Below are 17,292 nucleotides of genomic sequence, written 5' to 3'. Positions count from 1 at the left end.
GGCCCGAGGGCCCGACCACAGGCACTGAACAACGACGCGGCCGGGACGTACCCGGCCCGCCACAAAGGAAGGAAGACCTCCTCATGGAGATCACCGGCGACATCGCGACCATCGGCTACGGCCTCGCCACCATCGGCCCCGGTATCGGCATGGGCATCCTGGTCGGCAAGACCCAGGAGGCTGTCGCCCGTCAGCCCGAGCTGGCCGGCCCGCTGCGCATCAACATGTTCATCGGTATGGCGCTGGTCGAGGCCCTCGGTCTGATCGGCCTCGCCGCAGGCTTCGTCTTCTGATGACCCCCACGGCCCTGGTGCTGGCCGCGGAGACGCAGAACCCGCTGCTCCCGGCCACCTACGACATCGTCTGGTCGCTGGTCGCGATCGCGATCATCGCGTTCTTCCTCGTGAAGTACGCGGTGCCGCGCCTGACCGCGGTCCTCGACGAGCGCGCCGCCAAGATCGAGGCGGGCCTGACCCACGCCGAGCGTGCGGAGCAGGCCGCGGCCGAGGCCGAGGCCCGCATCGCCGAGGAGCTGACCCTGGCCCGCCGCGAGGCCGCCGAGGTCCGTGACAACGCCCAGGACGAGGGCAAGGCCATCGTCGCGGAGGCGCGGAGCAAGGCGCAGGCCGAGGCCGACCGGGTCACCGAGGGTGCCGCCCGCCAGATCGAGGCGGACCGCCAGGCCGCGCAGATCTCGCTGCGCACCGACGTCGGCATGCTCGCCACCGACCTCGCCGCCCGGATCGTCGGGGAGTCGGTGACCGACCAGGCCCTGCAGTCCCGCGTCATCGACCGCTTCCTGGATGAGCTCGAGACGGCCCCGGCGCCGGTGCGGGAGGCGTGATGCGCGCGTCCAGCCAGGCGGCGCTCGACCAGGCACGGGAGCGGTGGGAGCCGGTCCTGCGGCAGGTGGGCGGCCGGGGCGTCGCCCTCGGTGAGCAGCTCTTCGCCGTCGTCGACCTGCTCGACGGCTCCGCCTCGCTGCGTCGCGCGCTCACCGAGCCGACCCGGTCCGGCCAGGACAAGGCCGGCCTGGTCCAGCACCTCCTCGGCGGGCGGGTCGACGCGGAGGTCGCCGACCTCCTCGGCGGGCTGGCGCGTGAGCGCTGGTCCACCGATGCGGACCTGGCCGACGCGGTCGAGTCCCTCGCCGTGACCACGGTGCTGGCTGCCGCGGAGAGCGCGGGCCGCCTCGCCGTCGTCGAGGACGAGTCCTACCGCCTCGCCCGGATCCTCACCGACGAGCGCGAGCTGCGCCTGGCGGTGTCGGACAAGCACGCCGACCCGGCCCGCCGGGCCGAGCTCGTCGAGACCGTGCTGGCGGGCAAGGTGGCGCCGGAGACGGCGACGCTCGCCGCCCGCGCGGCCCGGGCCCCCCGGGGCCAGCCGGTGCCCTCCCTCCTGCGGCGCGTGGCCGAGCTGGCCGCCGCCCGGCGCGAGCACCTGGTGGCCTCGGTCACCTCGGCCGTCCCGCTCACCCGCGAGCAGATCGACCGGCTCGCCGCGATCCTGCGGCGCCGGTACGACCGTGCCGTGCAGGTGCACGTGGGGATCGACCCCGCCGTGGTCGGCGGCCTGCGTGTGCAGGTCGGCGACGACGTCATCGACGCCACCCTGGCGAGCCGCCTCGCCGAGGTCCGACGCCGCGTCGCCGGCTGAGCCTCACCGACCCATGACTGACGGACCGCGACCGCGGTCGCCAAGAGACGAAGGAAGAGCAGATGTCTGAGCTGACGATCCGGCCGGAGGAGATCCGCGCCGCGCTGGACAGCTTCGTGAGTTCCTACGAGCCCGCCCAGGCCGTGAGCGAAGAGGTCGGCCACGTCACTCTGGCCGGTGACGGCATCGCGCAGGTCGAGGGCCTGCCCGGTGCCATGGCGAACGAGCTGCTGCGGTTCGAGGACGGCACGCTGGGCCTGGCCATGAACCTCGACGTGCGCGAGGTCGGTGTCGTCGTGCTGGGCACCTTCACCGGCATCGAGGAGGGCCAGGAGGTCCGCCGCACCGGCGAGGTGCTCTCGGTGCCCGTCGGCGAGGGCTACCTCGGCCGCGTCATCGACCCGCTCGGCCAGCCGCTGGACGGCCTCGGCGAGATCACCGGCGTCGAGGGACGCCGCGCGCTGGAGCTCCAGGCCCCGGGCGTCATGATGCGCAAGAGCGTGCACCAGCCGCTGCAGACGGGCCTGAAGGCCATCGACTCGATGATCCCCATCGGCCGCGGCCAGCGCCAGCTCATCATCGGCGACCGCCAGACCGGCAAGAGCGCCATCGCCCTGGACACGATCCTCAACCAGAAGGCGAACTGGGACTCCGGCGACCCGGAGAAGCAGGTCCGCTGCATCTACGTCGCCGTGGGCCAGAAGGGCTCGACCATCGCCGCGGTGCGCGCCACCCTGGAGAAGGCCGGCGCGCTGGAGTACACGACCATCGTCGCGGCGCCCGCGTCCGACCCGGCCGGCTTCAAGTACATCGCCCCCTACACCGGCTCGGCTATCGGCCAGCACTGGATGTACCAGGGCAAGCACGTCCTCATCGTCTTCGACGACCTGTCCAAGCAGGCCGAGGCCTACCGCGCCGTCTCCCTCCTCCTGCGCCGGCCGCCGGGCCGCGAGGCCTACCCCGGCGACGTGTTCTACCTGCACTCCCGCCTGCTCGAGCGCTGCGCGAAGCTCTCGGACGAGCTCGGCGGCGGCTCCATGACCGGTCTGCCGCTCATCGAGACCAAGGCGAACGACGTCTCGGCGTACATCCCGACCAACGTCATCTCCATCACCGACGGGCAGATCTTCCTCCAGTCCGACCTGTTCAACGCCAACCAGCGTCCCGCCGTCGACGTCGGCATCTCCGTCTCCCGTGTCGGCGGTGACGCCCAGATCAAGGCGATGAAGAAGGTCTCCGGCACGCTGAAGATCACCCTGGCGCAGTACCGGTCGATGGCGGCGTTCGCGATGTTCGCCTCCGACCTCGACCCGACGACGCGCCAGCAGCTCATCCGCGGCGAGCGCCTCATGGAGCTGCTCAAGCAGCCCCAGTACACCCCGTACGACGTGGAGGACCAGGTCGCCTCGATCTGGACCGGCACCAACGGGTACCTCGACGACGTCGAGGTCAAGGACATCCCGCGTTTCGAGGCCGAGCTGCTCGACCACCTGCGTCGCCACTCCGACGTCCTGACCACGATCGCCACCACCGGCAAGCTCGAGTCCGACACCGAGGACGCCCTGCGCGCCGCGGTCGAGGACTTCCGCAAGGGCTTCGTCGACGCCGCGGGCAGCCCGCTCGGCGCCGAGCCGGAGCTGGGCGAGGACGAGGTCGAGGCGGAGCGCGCGCAGGAGCAGATCGTCTCGACGAAGCGAGGCTGACCGTGGCGGGATCCCAGCGCGTCTACAAGCAGAAGATCAGGGCCACGCAGACCCTGAAGAAGGTCTTCCGTGCGATGGAGCTCATCGCCGCCTCGCGCATCACCAAGGCCCGGAAGAAGGCGCAGGGGCGTGACCCCTACACCCTGGCGCTGGTCCGGGCGGTCTCCGCCGTGGCCGAGCACGCCAACCTCGACCACCCCCTCATCCGGGGCCGGCAGGACACCAACCGGGTCGCGGTCCTGGCCATCACCTCCGACCGCGGCATGGCGGGCGCCTACTCGGCGACCGTCCTGCGCGAGACCGAGCGCCTGCTCGAGCGGCTGGAGGCCGAGGGCAAGGAGCCGGTGCTGTACGTCTCGGGCCGGCGCGGCGAGAGCTACTTCCGCTTCCGCGGCCGCGAGGTCGTCCGGTCGTGGACCGGCAGCTCGGACAACCCCGACGCCGAGACCTCCACGGAGATCGCGGACGAGCTCCTCGGGGCGTTCCTCGCCCCGGTCGAGGAGGGCGGCGTGGGCGAGCTCCACGTCGTCTTCACGCGGTTCGTCTCGATGGTCTCCCAGGTGCCGCAGGTCCGCAGGATGCTGCCCCTGGAGGTCGTCGAGGGTGTCACCGAGGCCGGCGCGCAGCCGCTCCCGCTGTACGAGTTCGAGCCCAGCCCGGACGAGGTGCTCGACGCGCTCCTGCCGCTGTACGTGCGCAACCGGATCTACGCCCAGCACCTCATGGCGGCGGCGTCGGAGCTGGCCGCCCGTCAGCAGGCCATGCACACGGCCACGGACAACGCCGAGGACCTCATCCGCGACTACACGCGGCTGGCGAACCAGGCCCGCCAGGCCGACATCACCTCTGAGATCACCGAGATCGTCTCCGGAGCCGACGCGCTCGCGTCGAGCCGGTGAACAGCGAAGGAACAAGGACAATGACTGCCACTGACACCGACACGACGAAGCAGGGTGCGGCCGGCGTCGGCCGGATCTCCCGCGTCACCGGCCCCGTCGTCGACATCGAGTTCCCGCCGGACGCCATCCCGGAGATGTACAACGCCCTCACCACCGAGGTCGACCTCACCGGCCAGGGGGAGGGCGAGGGCGGCGGCAAGCTCCACATGACCCTCGAGGTCGCCCAGCACCTGGGCGACAACCTCGTCCGGGCGATCGCCCTCAAGCCGACCGACGGCCTCGTGCGCGGCGCCGAGGTCCTCGACACCGGCGCGCCGATCTCGGTGCCCGTCGGCGACGTCACCAAGGGCCACGTCTTCAACGTCACCGGCGAGGTCCTCAACCTCGCCGAGGGCGAGCAGCTGGAGATCACCGAGCGGTGGCCGATCCACCGCGAGCCCCCGCGCTTCGACCAGCTCGAGTCCCGGACCCAGATGTTCGAGACCGGCATCAAGGTCATCGACCTGCTCACCCCGTACGTCCAGGGCGGCAAGATCGGCCTGTTCGGCGGTGCGGGCGTCGGCAAGACCGTCCTCATCCAGGAGATGATCCAGCGCGTGGCGCAGGACCACGGCGGTGTGTCCGTGTTCGCCGGCGTCGGCGAGCGCACCCGTGAGGGCAACGACCTCATCGTCGAGATGGAGGAGGCCGGGGTCTTCGACAAGACGGCCCTCGTCTTCGGCCAGATGGACGAGCCGCCGGGCGTGCGTCTGCGCGTGGCCCTGTCCGCGCTGACGATGGCGGAGTACTTCCGCGACGTGCAGAAGCAGGACGTGCTGCTCTTCATCGACAACATCTTCCGCTTCACCCAGGCCGGCTCGGAGGTCTCGACGCTGCTCGGGCGCATGCCGTCCGCGGTGGGCTACCAGCCGAACCTCGCCGACGAGATGGGCCAGCTCCAGGAGCGGATCACCTCGACCCGCGGGCACTCGATCACCTCGCTCCAGGCGATCTACGTCCCCGCGGACGACTACACCGACCCGGCCCCGGCGACGACGTTCGCGCACCTGGACGCCACCACGGAGCTCTCCCGCGACATCGCCTCGCGCGGCCTGTACCCCGCGGTGGACCCGCTGACCTCGACCTCGCGCATCCTCGACCCGCAGTACGTGGGCCAGGAGCACTACGACGTCGCGACACGGGTGAAGTCGATCCTGCAGAAGAACAAGGAGCTGCAGGACATCATCGCCATCCTCGGCGTCGACGAGCTCTCCGAGGAGGACAAGGTCACCGTCGCCCGCGCGCGTCGCATCGAGCAGTTCCTCTCGCAGAACACCTACATGGCCGAGAAGTTCACCGGTGTCTCCGGCTCGACCGTGCCGGTGAGCGAGACCGTCGAGGCGTTCAAGAAGATCGCGGACGGCGAGTTCGACCACATCGCCGAGCAGGCCTTCTTCAACATCGGCGGCCTCGAGGACCTCGAGCGGTCCTGGGCCAAGCTCCAGTCCGAGCTGCGCTGACGGAGGGCACCGACGTGATGAAGGTAGAGGTCGTCTCGACGGACGCCTCGCTGTGGAGCGGCGAGGCGACGAGCGTCGTCGTGCCCGCCGCCGGCGGCGACATGGGCATCCTCACCGGCCGGCAGCCGGTGCTCGCGGTGCTGCGACCGGGCAAGGTGCGCATCACCCCGTCCTCCGGCCAGGTCGTCACGCTCGACGTCCACGAGGGTTTCGTCTCCGTGGACGAGGACAACGTGACGGTCGTGGTGGACAACAGCGCCGCCGACCGGGCGAGCTAGGACGACGTTGTCAGGGGCGGGCGCCGTGTGGGGCATCCTCACGGCGCTCGCCCTCGTCGTCCTGGCGGTCGTCGCGCTCACCGGGCGGGTGCGCCACCTCGGCCGGCGCGTGGGCTCGTTCGAGTGTGCGCTGCGCCGGCCCGGGCAGCGTGACTGGACCTCGGGGATCGCCGTCTTCGGCTCGGGCCGCCTGGACTGGCACCGGCTCGTCTCCCTCGCCCACCGGCCGGCCCGCAGCTTCGTGCGGCGGGACCTGGAGATCGTCGGACGCCGGCGCCGGGGACCGGGCCCGCGCGGCGGCGAGGTGGTCGAGGTCGCGTGCCGGTACCGGGGCGAGGACCTCGAGCTCGCCATGGTCGACCAGGCCCTGGCCGGCCTGGTGAGCTGGCTGGAGGCCGCACCGCCGAACGAGGGGCGTCCGTGAGGGGCGCCGGAAGGTAGGGTTCCACCCCGTGCGTGTCGTCATCGCGAAGTGCTCCGTGGACTACTCCGGCCGGCTGGACGCCCACCTGCCACTCGCCACCCGGCTGCTCATGGTCAAGGCCGACGGGTCGGTGCTCGTCCACTCCGACGGCGGCTCCTACAAGCCGCTGAACTGGATGAGCCCGCCGTGCCGCCTCGACGTCGCCACGGCCGTCGGGCCGGACGCCGAGGCGGGGGCCGTCGAGGTCTGGACCGTGCAGAACGCCAAGACCGACGACCGCCTGGTCGTGCGGGTCCACGAGGTCCACGCCGACCACAGCATCGAGCTCGGGGTGGACCCGGGCCTCGTCAAGGACGGCGTCGAGGCCCACCTGCAGAAGCTCCTCGCCGAGCAGATCGCCCTGCTCGGCCCCGGCCACCAGCTCGTGCGGCGGGAGTACCCGACGGCCATCGGACCCGTCGACATCCTGGCCAGGGACCCCGCCGGCGCCAGCGTGGCGGTGGAGATCAAGCGGCGGGGCGACATCGACGGCGTTGAGCAGCTCACCCGCTACCTCGAGCTGCTCAACCGCGACCCCCACCTCGCCCCGGTCCGGGGGGTCTTCGCCGCCCAGGAGATCAAGCCCCAGGCCCGGGTCCTGGCCACCGACCGGGGGATCCGCTGCCTCGTCCTGGACTACGACGCCATGCGCGGCCTGGACGACGTGGGCTCGCGGCTGTTCTGACGGTGTTGGATAGGGCCATGACGGTGCTGCGCGGGCGGGTGGTGACCCCCACCGGCGTCCTCGACGACGGCGTGGTCCTCCTCGAGGGCGACCGCATCGCGCTCGTGGCCGACCTCACCGACGCGGCGGGCCGCGCCGCGGCCGAGGCGGCGCTGGCGGGCGCGGCCCTGCCCGACCCCGACGGCGGCCTCGTCCTTCCTGGCCTGGTGGACGTGCACTGCCACGGCGGCGGCGGCGCATCCTTCCCGGACGCCACCGATGCCGACGAGGCGCTCCGTGCCGTCGCCGAGCACCGGCGGCACGGCACCACAACGCTCGTGGCCTCCCTCGTCACGGCGGCTCCGCACACCCTGCGGGAGCGGGTCGCGATGCTCGCCGACCTCGCCGACGCCGGCGAGATCGCGGGGATCCACCTCGAGGGTCCGTTCCTGTCCACGGTGCGCTGCGGGGCCCAGGACCCCGCGCTCATCGTCCCCCCGGACCCGGAGCTGACCGAGGAGCTGCTCGCCCTCGCCCGCGGGCACCTGGTCACCATGACGCTCGCACCGGAGCACGACGGCAACCTCGACGTAGCGGCGCGGCTTGTGGCCGGCGGGGCGCTGCCGTCCTGGGGCCACACCGACGCCGGACCCGAGCAGACGCGCAGCGCGCTCGAGGCGTCCGCGGCGCTGCTCGCCGGCGGGGGGCGTTCGGCGCGCGCGACCGTGACGCACCTGTTCAACGGCATGCACCCCTGGCACCACCGCGAGCCCGGCCCGGTGGGGGAGCTCCTCGCCGCCGCCCGGCGCGGCTCCGCCGTCGTCGAGCTCATCGGCGACGGCACCCACCTGCACCCGGCGGTCGTCCGGGAGGTCCACGAGCTCGTCGGGCGCGACGGCGCGGTGCTCGTCACCGACGCGATGGCCGCCGCCGGCATGGCCGACGGCAGCTACCGGCTGGGCTCGCAGGACGTCACCGTCGCCGGCGGCGTCGCGCGCCTGACCGACGGCGGCGCCATCGCCGGGGGGACCGCGCACCTGCTGGACGTCGTGCGCACGACCGTCGCGGGCGGGGTGCCCCTCGCCGACGCCGTCCACATGGCCTCGGCTGGTCCGGCAGCGGTCCTCGGCGCGGACGACGTCGGCGCGCTCGAGGCGGGCCGCCGCGCCGACGTCCTCGTCACCGACACCCACCTGCGCCCCGTGCGCGTGCTCCGCGGCGGCGTCGAGGTGCCGCTTCAGCAGACCCAGGCACCACCGACAGACGAGAGGGCAGCGACATGAGCGAGCGCACGTTCCCCGAGGACTTCGTCTGGGGGGCGGCCACGGCGGCCTACCAGATCGAGGGTGCGGTGGCCGAGGGGGGCCGCGGGCCATCGATCTGGGACACCTTCTCCCACACCCCCGGGCGGACGCACGAGGGCGACACGGGCGACGTCGCCGTCGACCACTACCACCGCTGGCGCGAGGACGTCGCGCTCATGGCCGAGCTCGGCCTGGACGCCTACCGCTTCTCGATCTCGTGGCCGCGGGTGCAGCCCGGCGGGCACGGGCCGATCAACCCCGAGGGTGTCGGGTTCTACCGGGCCCTGGCCGGCGAGCTCACCGCGGCGGGGATCAACCCGGTCGTCACGCTCTACCACTGGGACCTGCCCCAGGAGCTCCAGGACGCCGGCGGGTGGACCAGCCGGGAGACCGCCTACGCCTTCGCCGGCTACGCCCGTGCGATGGCCCGCGAGCTCGGCGACCTCGTCGAGGTGTGGACGACGCTGAACGAGCCCTGGTGCAGCGCCTACCTCGGGTACGCCTCCGGCGTCCACGCGCCCGGCGTCACCGACCCGGCGGCCGCCCTCGCCGCCGCACACCACCTCAACCTCGCGCACGGCCTCGCCGCGGCGGCCATCCGCGAGGAGCTCGGCGACGACGCCAACATCTCCATCGCCCTCAACCTCCACGTCACCCGGCCGGCCGACCCCGAGCGCGCCGCCGACCTCGAGGCCGCGCACGAGGTCGACCTCGTCGGCAACCACATCTTCCTCGGCCCGCTGCTCGACGGGTCCTACCCCGTCGAGCTGCGCGAGCTCACGTCCTCGGTCACCGACTGGTCGTTCGTCCAGGAGGGCGACCTCGCCCTCATCCGCCAGCGCCTGGACGTGCTCGGGGTCAACTACTACTCCACGAGCTACGTGCGTCGGCTCGGCCCCGGCGAGCGCCCCACCGGGACCGGCGGCCACGGCGACTCGGCGGCGAGCCCCTGGGTCGGGCTCGACACGGTGGAGTTCCTGGCCCCGCGCGGTCCGGTCACCGCGATGGGCTGGAACATCGAGCCCGAGGGGCTGCACGAGCTCCTCACCGCCCTGACGATCGCCTACGACGGGCTGCCGCTCATGATCACGGAGAACGGGGCGGCCTTCGACGACGTCGTCGGCCCGGACGGCGCGGTCGAGGACCCCGAGCGGCTGGACTACCTCTACCGGCACATCGACGCCGTCGGACGCGCGATCGACGACGGCGCGGACGTGCGCGGCTACTTCCTGTGGTCCCTCCTCGACAACTTCGAGTGGGCGTACGGCTACGCCAAGCGGTTCGGCATCGTGCGGGTCGACTACGCGACCCAGGAGCGCACCCCCAAGGCCTCGGCGCGCTGGTACTCCGAGCTGGTGCGCTCCGGCGTGCTGCGCCCGCCCGCCTGAGATGCCCTCCTCACGACGCTCGCGGCGCCGTCCCTACGGGGACGGGCACGTCCCGCTCGACCCCGACCGCCTCGGTGGCCTCACCCGCAGCGAGTCGGGTCCCGGGGGCCAGACCTTCGCCGTGCGCCGGGTGCGCGGGTCGGACAAGAGCTACCGGTGCCCCGGGTGCGACCAGCTCGTCGCGCCGGGCACGCCGCACGTCGTGGCCTGGCCCACCGAGCACCTCCTCGGCGCCCAGGCCGGCCTGGACGAGCGCCGGCACTGGCACGCGGCCTGCTGGCAGGCGCGGGAGCGGCGCCGGCCGACCCGCTGAGCCCGCGGGCGCACGAGGAGGACGGCCGCCGCCGGAACCGGACAGAAGGCCCCACGAGTGGGGGCGCCGACGGTGCCGGGCCGTGCCATGCTCGGGACATGAGCCTGGCACTGCACCACCACGGCCCCGCCTCCGACCTCCCCCTCGTCCTGCTCCACGGCTTCCCGCTCGACTCCTCGATGTGGGACGACGTCGTGTCGCACCTCCCCGACCTCCACGTCGTCACCGTCGACGCTCCCGGCTTCGGCTCCTCGCCCGCGGGCAGCGCTGTCTCCCAGGCGCTCGGGCACCCGCGCCGGCCGGCCCTGACCACCTACGCGGACGCCGTGGCGGACGCGCTGGACCGGGCCGGGATCGGCCGGGGCGTCGTCGCGGGGCTGTCCATGGGGGGCTACGCCGTCCTCGCCCTCGCCGAGCGACACCGGGGCCTGCTCGCCGGCATCGGGCTCCTCGACACCCGCGCCGGCGCCGACGACGAGGCGGCGCGCCGGAACCGCCTCAAGGTGGCCGAGGCCGCCCTGGGGGCCGCGGGCTCGTCCGCCGTCGCACCGATGCTGGAGAAGGTGGTCGGGCCGACGACGCTGGCCGAGCGGCCCGAGGTCGTCGAGCGGCTGCGGGCCGCCCTGGCCGCGGCGCCCCCCGGCGGCATCGCGTGGGCGCAGCACGCGATGGCCAACCGGCCCGGCCGGCTGGCGGTCCTGCGCGACCTGGAGGTCCCGGCACTGGTCCTGCGCGGCGCGGAGGACGAGATGAGCCCCCAGGCGGCCGCCGAGGAGATGGCCCACGCCCTCACCGACGTCGAGGTCGTGGTCGTCCCGCGGGCCGGCCACATGAGCGCCCTCGAGGCGCCCGCGGAGGTCGCCGTCGCCCTGCACCGGCTGCACGAGCGGGCGGCGCAGCGCTGACGGGACGGCCCCGGCCGGCGGTGTGCCGGCCGGGGCCGTGTGCGGCGCGCGTCAGGCCTTGATGAGCCCGTGCGGGTCGAGGACGTACTTCTTGGCCGCGCCGGAGTCGAACTCGGCGTAGCCCTGCGGCGCCTGGTCCAGCGGGATCGGCGTCGCGTGGACGTTCTTCGCGATCTGCACCTTGTCGTGGAGGATCGCCATCATCAGGCCGCGGTGGTAGCGCATCACCGGACACTGGCCGGTGGTGAAGCTCAGCGACTTCGCCCAGCCCGTGCCCAGGCTGATCGACAGGGTGCCGTGCTTGGCCGCGTCGTCGACCGCCCCCGGGTCACCGGTGACGTAGAGCCCGGGGATGCCCAGCGCCCCGCCGGCCGCGGTGATGTCCATGATCGAGTTGAGCACGGTGGCCGGGGCCTCCTTGGCCGACCCGGCGCCGTGCCCGCGGGCCTCGAACCCGACGGCGTCGACGGCGCAGTCCACCTCGGGCACGCCGAGGATCTGCTCGATCTGGTCCTTCGGGTCGCCCTTGGAGACGTCGACCGTCTCGCAGCCGAACGCCCGCGCCTGGGCGAGCCGCTCCTCGTTGAGGTCGCCGACGATGACGACGGCGGCGCCGAGCAGCTGGGCCGACGTGGCCGCCGCGAGACCCACGGGCCCGGCGCCGGCGATGTAGACCGTGCTGCCGACCTTGGTGCCCGCGGTGTAGGCGCCGTGGAAGCCGGTGGGGAAGATGTCGGAGAGCATGGTCAGGTCGAGGATCTTCTCCATCGCCTGGTCCTTGTCGGGGAACGTCAGCAGGTTCCAGTCGGCGTACGGCACGAGGACGTACTCCGCCTGGCCGCCGACCCAGCCGCCCATGTCCACGTACCCGTAGGCCGAGCCCGGCCGGTCGGGGTTGACGTTGAGGCAGATGCCGGTCTTGCCCTCCTTGCAGTTGCGGCAGCGACCGCACGCGATGTTGAACGGCACGGACACCAGGTCGCCGACCTTGATGAACTCCACGTCGGAGCCGACCTCGACCACCTCGCCCGTGATCTCGTGACCCAGCACGAGCCCCTCGGGAGCGGTCGTTCGGCCCCGGACCATGTGCTGGTCCGAGCCGCAGATGTTCGTGGACACCACCTTGAGGATCGCTCCGTGGTTGACCTTCCGGCCCACGTTGGCCGGGTTGACACCCGGTCCGTCCTTGAGCTCGAACACCGGGTAGTCGATGTCGATGACCTCGACCTTGCCCGGACCTGCGTAGCTGACTGCCTTGTTGCCCACCTGGGGCCTCCTTCTTGTCGGACGTCGTCGTACGAACTTCGGAGTCCGGCCCCGGGCACAGTCGTCCGCGGCCGGACCTCCACCCTCCCACGACCGTCCGCTACTGGGAAGGGTGGTCAGTCCCGGGCGTCCCACCCCGGCAGCAGGCGCCCGAGGGCCGTCGCGAGGTCGATCGAGTCGCCGTCCTTGCCGCCGGAACCGATGACGAGCGGGGGCTCGGCGGGGCGGAGCGTCACCCCGCGCAACCGGTCCGTGACGGAGAGGCGTGCGGTGAGGACGTAGAAGGAGCCGTCCGTCCCGACCGCGACCGTGCGGTCCGCGCGGAGGTACCAGCCGGTGGTGTCCGTGCGGGCCGAGCCGCGCCCGCCGTAGCCCTGGACCCGCAGGGCCTCGGCGGGCAGGCCCGCGGCGGCTGCCGCGGCGGCGAAGCCGTCGAGCATCTCCTGCGCGCGCCGGGCGTCGGCCCGCCGGCGCCGGTCGAGGGCCTCGGCATGGGCACCGGCCGCCTCCCGGCGCCGGCGTGACCACTCGTCGGTGTCCATGGCCGACAGCGTACGACCGGCGCGACGACCACCCCCGGTACCCTGGGGACCGTGCCCGCCCTGCCCTCCGCCCGGATCCGTCCGGCGTCGGTCCTCGACGCCCCGGCGCTCGCCCGCGTGCACCAGCAGGGCTGGCGAGAGACCTACGGCGACCGGGTCCCGGAGGCGGTCTACGCCGAGCGGGACGAGACCCTCGAGGGCCGGTGGGCGGCCCGCCTGGCGGACCCGGGCGACACCCACACGTGGATCGCCGAGCGGGACGGCGAGGCCGTGGGTCTCGCGAGTGCCCGTGCGACGGGACCGGGCCAGGTCCGTCCCCTGGAGCTCACGCTGCTCTACGTGCTCGCCGCCGAGCAGGGCCGCCGCACGGGTCTTCACCTGCTGGGCCTGGCCGTCGGGGACGCGCCGTGCTTCCTGTGGGTGGTCGAGGGCAACGACCGGGCGGTGGACTTCTACCGGCGCCAGGGGTTCGAGCTCGACGGTGCCCGCCGCGAGCAGGCCGCGCACGGGCTCCTGCCCGAGCTGCGGATGGTGCGCTGACCGCCCTCCTCAGGCGGGTGGGGGCGGGGGCGGGCCCGCCGGCGGACGGCCGCCGGACGGGCGTCCCTTGCCGGGGCGGGCGCCGGGGCCGGCGGGTGGTCGGGCAGGCCCCTTGGTGGGCGGTGGGTCGGCGGTGCCCGCCGGTGCCCGGTCGGTGCCCGCCGCGGGCCGGTCGGGCGAGGCCTGTGCCGGCCGGCCGGAGTCCTCGGGTGCCGGGGGCGCCCCCTCCTCCCGGGCGGCGAGCAGGCCTCGGAGGTCCTCGACGTAGCTGGCGATGGACTCACGCTGCCTGCTCAGCTCCTCCACCTGGCGCTGCGCCGTCGTGCGGACCTGCTCCGCCTCGTCGACGGCCTCGGCGCGTATCCGCGCCGCGTCGGCGCGGGCGTCGGCCAGCAGCTGCTCGACCTCGCCGTGGGCGGCGTCGAGGCGGGCGCGTACCTCGGCGTCGGTGTCCACCCGGAGGCGTTCGGTGCGCTCCAGCGCCTCGGCCAGGCGCCGCTCCGCCTGCTCGGCGCGCTCCTGGGCGTCCCCGAGCATGGTGCGCGTCTGCTCGAGGGCAGCGGCGTGGGCGTCGGCGGCGGCCTGCTCGGTCCGGGCGCGCAGCTCGGCGGTCTCGGTCTCGGTCCGGGCGCGCAGCTCGGTGGTCTCGGTCTCGGTCCGCGTGCGCAGCTCGGTCGTCTCCCGCTCCGTCAGGGCACGCAGGAGGCCCAGCTCCCGCTCGAGGCTTGCCCGCCGCTCGGAGGTCTCGGCCGTGACGGCGGCCGTGACCCGGCCGGCCTCCCGCTCGGCCGAGGCGACGAGCTCCTCGGCGCGGTGCCGGGCGTTGGTCACCGCCGTGTCGGCCTGGGCCCGGGAGTGGGTCGAGAGCTGCTCGGCCTCGCGTCGGGCGTCGGCGAGGAGGGCGGCGGCCTCCTGCTCGGCCCGCTCGGTGAGGGCGCCGGCGTTGGCCCGGGCGCGGTCGAGGATCCGCTGGGCGTCGGTGTTCGCCCGCCTGACGACGTCGAAAGCCTGCTCCTCCGCGGACCGGAGCAGCTGCTCCACGCGTGAGCCCAGCCCGGCGTAGGTGGGGCGCTCGTTCTCCCGCAGCAGCCGCTGGGCCTCGGCGAGCTCACCGGCGATCTTCAGGGTGCGGGCGTCGAGCGCCTCGACCTCGTGCCGAGCCTCCGCGAGGGCACTCTCCAGGGCGTGGATCCGCTGGTCGACCTGAGCACGGTCGTAGCCGCGCATCACCACCGGGAACGCCGGGCCCTCCTCGCTCATGGCAACCTCCTGCGATCGTCGTCGTGGCGGCGGAGCCCACGGACGCCCTGCCCCACGTCGGCCGTCCTCAGGGTAGCCGGGCGCGTGACCGGCACCACCGCGGGGCGGTCCGGCGGCCGTCCCCTGGCGGACCCGGGCCGCCCGCACCGGGGGCGCCCGGACCTCCCCGGGCGCGCGAGGGGACGGCGCGACGTATTCTGGCTGGTTGACGATGCCGCACCGGGCATCCTGAACGGGAGGACACCCACCCTCGTGACACGTCGGATCATCTCCGTCGCGCTCATCGTGCTCGGCGTCGTCGCCATCGCGCTGGCGATCGCCTCCGCCACGGTGTGGCGTCCCACGGACACCGCCACCCTCACCCTGCCCGACCGCCCCGAGGCGCCCGTCGTCGTCTCGGACCCGGGGGTCCTGGACGCGGTCGCCGAGGACGTCACGATCACGGCGACGGCCGGCGACGACGAGCCGGTCGTCCTGGTGGTCGCCCGGAGCGAGGACGTCGACGCCTGGGTCGGTGAGGACGCGCACGTGCGCATCACCGGGCTGAGCTCGTGGGAGCAGCTCGAGGCCGAGACCCGGGGCGAGTCCGCGGAGGGCCTGCCGAACCCGGCAGGGTCCGACCTGTGGCCCGTCGAGCAGACCGGGACGGGTACCGCCGAGATCGCGTGGGAGGACGCCGAGGGACGCTGGAGCCTCCTCGCCGCCACCGACGGCGCGTCCCCGGCGCCGCAGGTCGCCCTGACCTGGCCCGTCGAGGTGCGCACGCCGTGGCTGGTCCCCGGACTTGTCGCGGGCGCCGTCCTGCTCCTGGCCGGCCTCGCGCTGCTGGTGCTGGACATCCTGACCCGCCGGGAGGCCGGCCGTCGCACCGCCGAGGCCCGGCCCGCCGCGGCCGCCGCGACCACCTCCGTGCTGCCCACCACGGCCGGGGCAGGCCTGACGCGGCGGGAGCTGCGCGAGCGAGCGCGCGCCGAGGAGGGCCGCGGCCGCACGGGAGAGATCCCGGTGGTGGCCGGGACCGAGCACGTCCGCGACCAGGGCGACGCCGGGGCCGCCCGCGGGGCCGGGGTGGTCCCGGGCTCGACCCGGTCCGCCGAGCTGCGCGCCACCCGGACCGCCGTCGCGTCCGGACCCGGTGCCGCGGGCACGGGTACCGGCACCGGTGACCTCACCGGCGTCGACGACACCGACCACCCCCCCGAGGTCCACGCCGGCGACGGCGAGCGCGTGGCCGCCGGCACCGCCCGTGGAGCGGGGATCGTGCCCGCCTCGCCGCGCGCCGGCGAGTACCGCACCGCTCGCGTCGACCAGGCCGACGACGCGGCCCCGGCGGGGGCGTCCCGTGGTCCCGGGAGCGGTACCGAGCACCCCGGCGGTCCTGCCGCCGGTGCCGAGCACCCCGGCGGTCCTGCCGCCGGTACCGAGCACGCCGGCGGTCCTGCCGCCGTTACCGAGCACCCCGGCGGTCCTGCCGCCGGGACGACCGACGAGGAGGCACCGAGCTGGCGCAGCATGTGGGGATTCAGGGAAGCCCGGGACGAGGAGGAGCAGCGATGAGGCGCATCACGCACCGGCGCGCCGTGGCCGGCGGCGCCGTCGTCGTCGCCCTGCTCGCGGGGTGCGCCCCGGCGGAGCTGCCCCAGCCGGAGCCGGACCCCGTGGCCGAGACGCCCGCCCCGGTCCTCGACGCGGCGCGCACCGAGCGCATCCTCCAGGAGGTCGCCGACGCCCTGGCGGCGGGGGACGAGGCGCAGGACGTCGAGGCGATGTCCTCGCGCGTCATCGGCCCCGCCCGGGACATCCGCCAGGCCGAGTACCGGCTGGCCGAGGAGACCGACGGCGACGCTGCCCCCGGGCCGCTGACGACCGAGCCGCAGGTGGAGGCGGTCGCCGCGACCACGGAGTTCCCTCGCACCGCGATGGTCATCACGCAGGTGCCCGAGGGGGCGAACCTGCCGCTGCTCATGGCGCTGACCCAGGGCAGCGCCCGGCAGCAGTTCGCGCTGTGGGGCTGGGTCGAGCTGTTCCCCGGGATCGAGACGCCCGCCCTGGTGCACCCGGACACCGGCTCGGCGCAGGTGCCCAACGACGCCACCGGCCTCGTGGCCGCGCCGGCGGAGGTCGTCGACCGCTACGCCGAGGCACTGACCGACCCCGAGGGCGAGGCGGCGGACCTCTTCGCCGAGGACCCGTTCGCGACGAGCGTGCGCGAGGGGGTCACCGGGCTGGACGACGCCGTCGAGGCGGGTGGTGAGGCGACCCTCGGCGCCGAGGCCGGCGACGACGGCCCGGTGGCGCTGGCCACGGCCGACGGGGGTGCGATCGTCATGGGCGAGATCACCACGGCCACCACGATCCGCAAGACCGTGGCCGGGGCGACCGTCACCGCCGGTGGCGCCCTCGGCCGGCTGCTGGGGGAGGACGCCGAGGTGCGAGGCACGGTCACCGGCACCTCGCTCGTGCTGCTGGCGTTCTACGTCCCGCCGGCCGACGCCGAGGACCAGACGATCCGGGCGCTGGGCGCGAACACCGTCCTGTCCGAGGTGACCAGGGACGACGCCGCTGCGCCTGCCGAGGAGCCCGAGGGCTGACCCGACCGCGCCGCACAG

The 17,292-nt window shown here is 74.2% G+C and carries 19 protein-coding genes; 16 read left to right on the top strand and 3 right to left on the bottom strand.

Going from position 1 to position 17,292, the window contains the following annotated elements:
- Positions 1-83: 83 nt before the first annotated feature.
- The 13 genes from atpE (at position 84) to AAEM63_RS13185 (ending at position 11,075) form a co-directional block, all read left to right on the top strand.
- Positions 84-293: an ATP synthase F0 subunit C gene (atpE, locus tag AAEM63_RS13245; protein WP_211338682.1), complete on the top strand. Its 210-nt coding sequence runs from the start codon at positions 84-86 to the stop codon at positions 291-293.
- Positions 293-844, top strand: a complete 552-nt coding sequence (locus AAEM63_RS13240) for a F0F1 ATP synthase subunit B (RefSeq protein WP_341358719.1) — start codon at positions 293-295, stop codon at positions 842-844. Before atpE ends, AAEM63_RS13240 begins: the two co-directional genes overlap by 1 nt.
- A complete protein-coding gene (locus AAEM63_RS13235) occupies positions 844-1,659 on the top strand; it encodes a F0F1 ATP synthase subunit delta (protein WP_341358718.1) in 816 nt (271 codons plus the stop codon). Before AAEM63_RS13240 ends, AAEM63_RS13235 begins: the two co-directional genes overlap by 1 nt.
- Positions 1,660-1,721: 62 nt before the next feature.
- Positions 1,722-3,362 (top strand): F0F1 ATP synthase subunit alpha, encoded by a 1,641-nt coding sequence (gene atpA, locus AAEM63_RS13230; RefSeq protein ID WP_341358717.1) that lies wholly within the window; start codon positions 1,722-1,724, stop codon positions 3,360-3,362.
- A 2-nt stretch (positions 3,363-3,364) separates the two neighbouring features.
- Positions 3,365-4,261, top strand: a complete 897-nt coding sequence (locus AAEM63_RS13225; protein ID WP_341358716.1) for a F0F1 ATP synthase subunit gamma — start codon at positions 3,365-3,367, stop codon at positions 4,259-4,261.
- A 20-nt stretch (positions 4,262-4,281) separates the two neighbouring features.
- Complete coding sequence (gene atpD / locus AAEM63_RS13220) at positions 4,282-5,760, top strand: F0F1 ATP synthase subunit beta (RefSeq protein ID WP_341358715.1); 1,479 nt, start codon at positions 4,282-4,284, stop codon at positions 5,758-5,760.
- A gap of 17 nt (positions 5,761-5,777) precedes the next feature.
- On the top strand, positions 5,778-6,038 hold the full coding sequence (locus tag AAEM63_RS13215) for a F0F1 ATP synthase subunit epsilon (protein ID WP_341361374.1): 261 nt from the start codon (positions 5,778-5,780) through the stop codon (positions 6,036-6,038).
- Positions 6,039-6,045: 7 nt separating this feature from the next.
- Entirely contained in the window at positions 6,046-6,462 is a 417-nt protein-coding gene (locus tag AAEM63_RS13210) for a DUF2550 family protein (protein WP_341358714.1), read from the top strand.
- 28 nt (positions 6,463-6,490) lie between these two features.
- Positions 6,491-7,186: an endonuclease NucS gene (gene nucS / locus AAEM63_RS13205; protein WP_341358713.1), complete on the top strand. Its 696-nt coding sequence runs from the start codon at positions 6,491-6,493 to the stop codon at positions 7,184-7,186.
- Between the two features lie 17 nt (positions 7,187-7,203).
- A complete protein-coding gene (locus tag AAEM63_RS13200; protein WP_341358712.1) occupies positions 7,204-8,448 on the top strand; it encodes an amidohydrolase family protein in 1,245 nt (414 codons plus the stop codon).
- Complete coding sequence (locus tag AAEM63_RS13195; RefSeq protein ID WP_341358711.1) at positions 8,445-9,857, top strand: GH1 family beta-glucosidase; 1,413 nt, start codon at positions 8,445-8,447, stop codon at positions 9,855-9,857. The genes AAEM63_RS13200 and AAEM63_RS13195 overlap by 4 nt, the downstream gene beginning before the upstream one ends.
- Before the next feature lies 1 nt (position 9,858).
- Positions 9,859-10,170: a hypothetical protein gene (locus tag AAEM63_RS13190; protein ID WP_341358710.1), complete on the top strand. Its 312-nt coding sequence runs from the start codon at positions 9,859-9,861 to the stop codon at positions 10,168-10,170.
- Between the two features lie 98 nt (positions 10,171-10,268).
- Positions 10,269-11,075 (top strand): alpha/beta hydrolase, encoded by an 807-nt coding sequence (locus AAEM63_RS13185; RefSeq protein ID WP_341358709.1) that lies wholly within the window; start codon positions 10,269-10,271, stop codon positions 11,073-11,075.
- Between the two features lie 51 nt (positions 11,076-11,126).
- On the opposite strand, the gene fdhA is transcribed toward AAEM63_RS13185, so the two are convergent.
- Together fdhA and AAEM63_RS13175 are read right to left on the bottom strand one after the other, a co-directional pair.
- Entirely contained in the window at positions 11,127-12,341 is a 1,215-nt protein-coding gene (gene fdhA / locus AAEM63_RS13180) for a formaldehyde dehydrogenase, glutathione-independent (RefSeq protein ID WP_341358708.1), read from the bottom strand.
- A gap of 116 nt (positions 12,342-12,457) precedes the next feature.
- The gene (locus tag AAEM63_RS13175) at positions 12,458-12,883 is read right to left on the bottom strand and encodes a hypothetical protein (protein ID WP_341358707.1); all 426 of its coding nucleotides are present in this window, start codon (positions 12,881-12,883) and stop codon (positions 12,458-12,460) included.
- Between the two features lie 51 nt (positions 12,884-12,934).
- On the opposite strand from AAEM63_RS13175, the gene AAEM63_RS13170 reads away from it, so the two are divergent.
- On the top strand, positions 12,935-13,423 hold the full coding sequence (locus tag AAEM63_RS13170) for a GNAT family N-acetyltransferase (RefSeq protein WP_341358706.1): 489 nt from the start codon (positions 12,935-12,937) through the stop codon (positions 13,421-13,423).
- 9 nt (positions 13,424-13,432) lie between these two features.
- Here the strand turns inward: AAEM63_RS13170 and AAEM63_RS13165 are convergent, their stop codons facing one another.
- Positions 13,433-14,683, bottom strand: coding sequence for a hypothetical protein (locus tag AAEM63_RS13165; protein ID WP_341358705.1), 1,251 nt, complete (start codon positions 14,681-14,683; stop codon positions 13,433-13,435).
- A 252-nt stretch (positions 14,684-14,935) separates the two neighbouring features.
- Between AAEM63_RS13165 and AAEM63_RS13160 the strand changes: the two genes are divergently transcribed.
- Positions 14,936-16,240, top strand: coding sequence for a hypothetical protein (locus tag AAEM63_RS13160; RefSeq protein WP_341358704.1), 1,305 nt, complete (start codon positions 14,936-14,938; stop codon positions 16,238-16,240).
- Positions 16,237-17,274 (top strand): hypothetical protein, encoded by a 1,038-nt coding sequence (locus AAEM63_RS13155; protein WP_341358703.1) that lies wholly within the window; start codon positions 16,237-16,239, stop codon positions 17,272-17,274. Before AAEM63_RS13160 ends, AAEM63_RS13155 begins: the two co-directional genes overlap by 4 nt.
- Positions 17,275-17,292: the final 18 nt, after the last annotated feature.

It is taken from the genome of Georgenia sp. M64 (assembly GCF_038049925.1).
Lineage (GTDB): Bacteria > Actinomycetota > Actinomycetes > Actinomycetales > Actinomycetaceae > Georgenia.
This window is presented reverse-complemented; position numbering and strand designations above follow the sequence as displayed.

Coding starts and splice junctions, on each gene's coding strand:
- AAEM63_RS13155 (WP_341358703.1), top strand. CDS start 16,237: ATGAGGCGCATCACGCACCGGCGCGCCGTGGCCGGCGGCGCCGTCGTC.
- atpA (WP_341358717.1), top strand. CDS start 1,722: ATGTCTGAGCTGACGATCCGGCCGGAGGAGATCCGCGCCGCGCTGGAC.
- AAEM63_RS13235 (WP_341358718.1), top strand. CDS start 844: ATGCGCGCGTCCAGCCAGGCGGCGCTCGACCAGGCACGGGAGCGGTGG.
- AAEM63_RS13240 (WP_341358719.1), top strand. CDS start 293: ATGACCCCCACGGCCCTGGTGCTGGCCGCGGAGACGCAGAACCCGCTG.
- AAEM63_RS13195 (WP_341358711.1), top strand. CDS start 8,445: ATGAGCGAGCGCACGTTCCCCGAGGACTTCGTCTGGGGGGCGGCCACG.
- AAEM63_RS13215 (WP_341361374.1), top strand. CDS start 5,778: ATGAAGGTAGAGGTCGTCTCGACGGACGCCTCGCTGTGGAGCGGCGAG.
- AAEM63_RS13165 (WP_341358705.1), bottom strand. CDS start 14,683: ATGAGCGAGGAGGGCCCGGCGTTCCCGGTGGTGATGCGCGGCTACGAC.
- AAEM63_RS13185 (WP_341358709.1), top strand. CDS start 10,269: ATGAGCCTGGCACTGCACCACCACGGCCCCGCCTCCGACCTCCCCCTC.
- AAEM63_RS13200 (WP_341358712.1), top strand. CDS start 7,204: ATGACGGTGCTGCGCGGGCGGGTGGTGACCCCCACCGGCGTCCTCGAC.
- atpD (WP_341358715.1), top strand. CDS start 4,282: ATGACTGCCACTGACACCGACACGACGAAGCAGGGTGCGGCCGGCGTC.
- AAEM63_RS13175 (WP_341358707.1), bottom strand. CDS start 12,883: ATGGACACCGACGAGTGGTCACGCCGGCGCCGGGAGGCGGCCGGTGCC.
- atpE (WP_211338682.1), top strand. CDS start 84: ATGGAGATCACCGGCGACATCGCGACCATCGGCTACGGCCTCGCCACC.
- AAEM63_RS13190 (WP_341358710.1), top strand. CDS start 9,859: ATGCCCTCCTCACGACGCTCGCGGCGCCGTCCCTACGGGGACGGGCAC.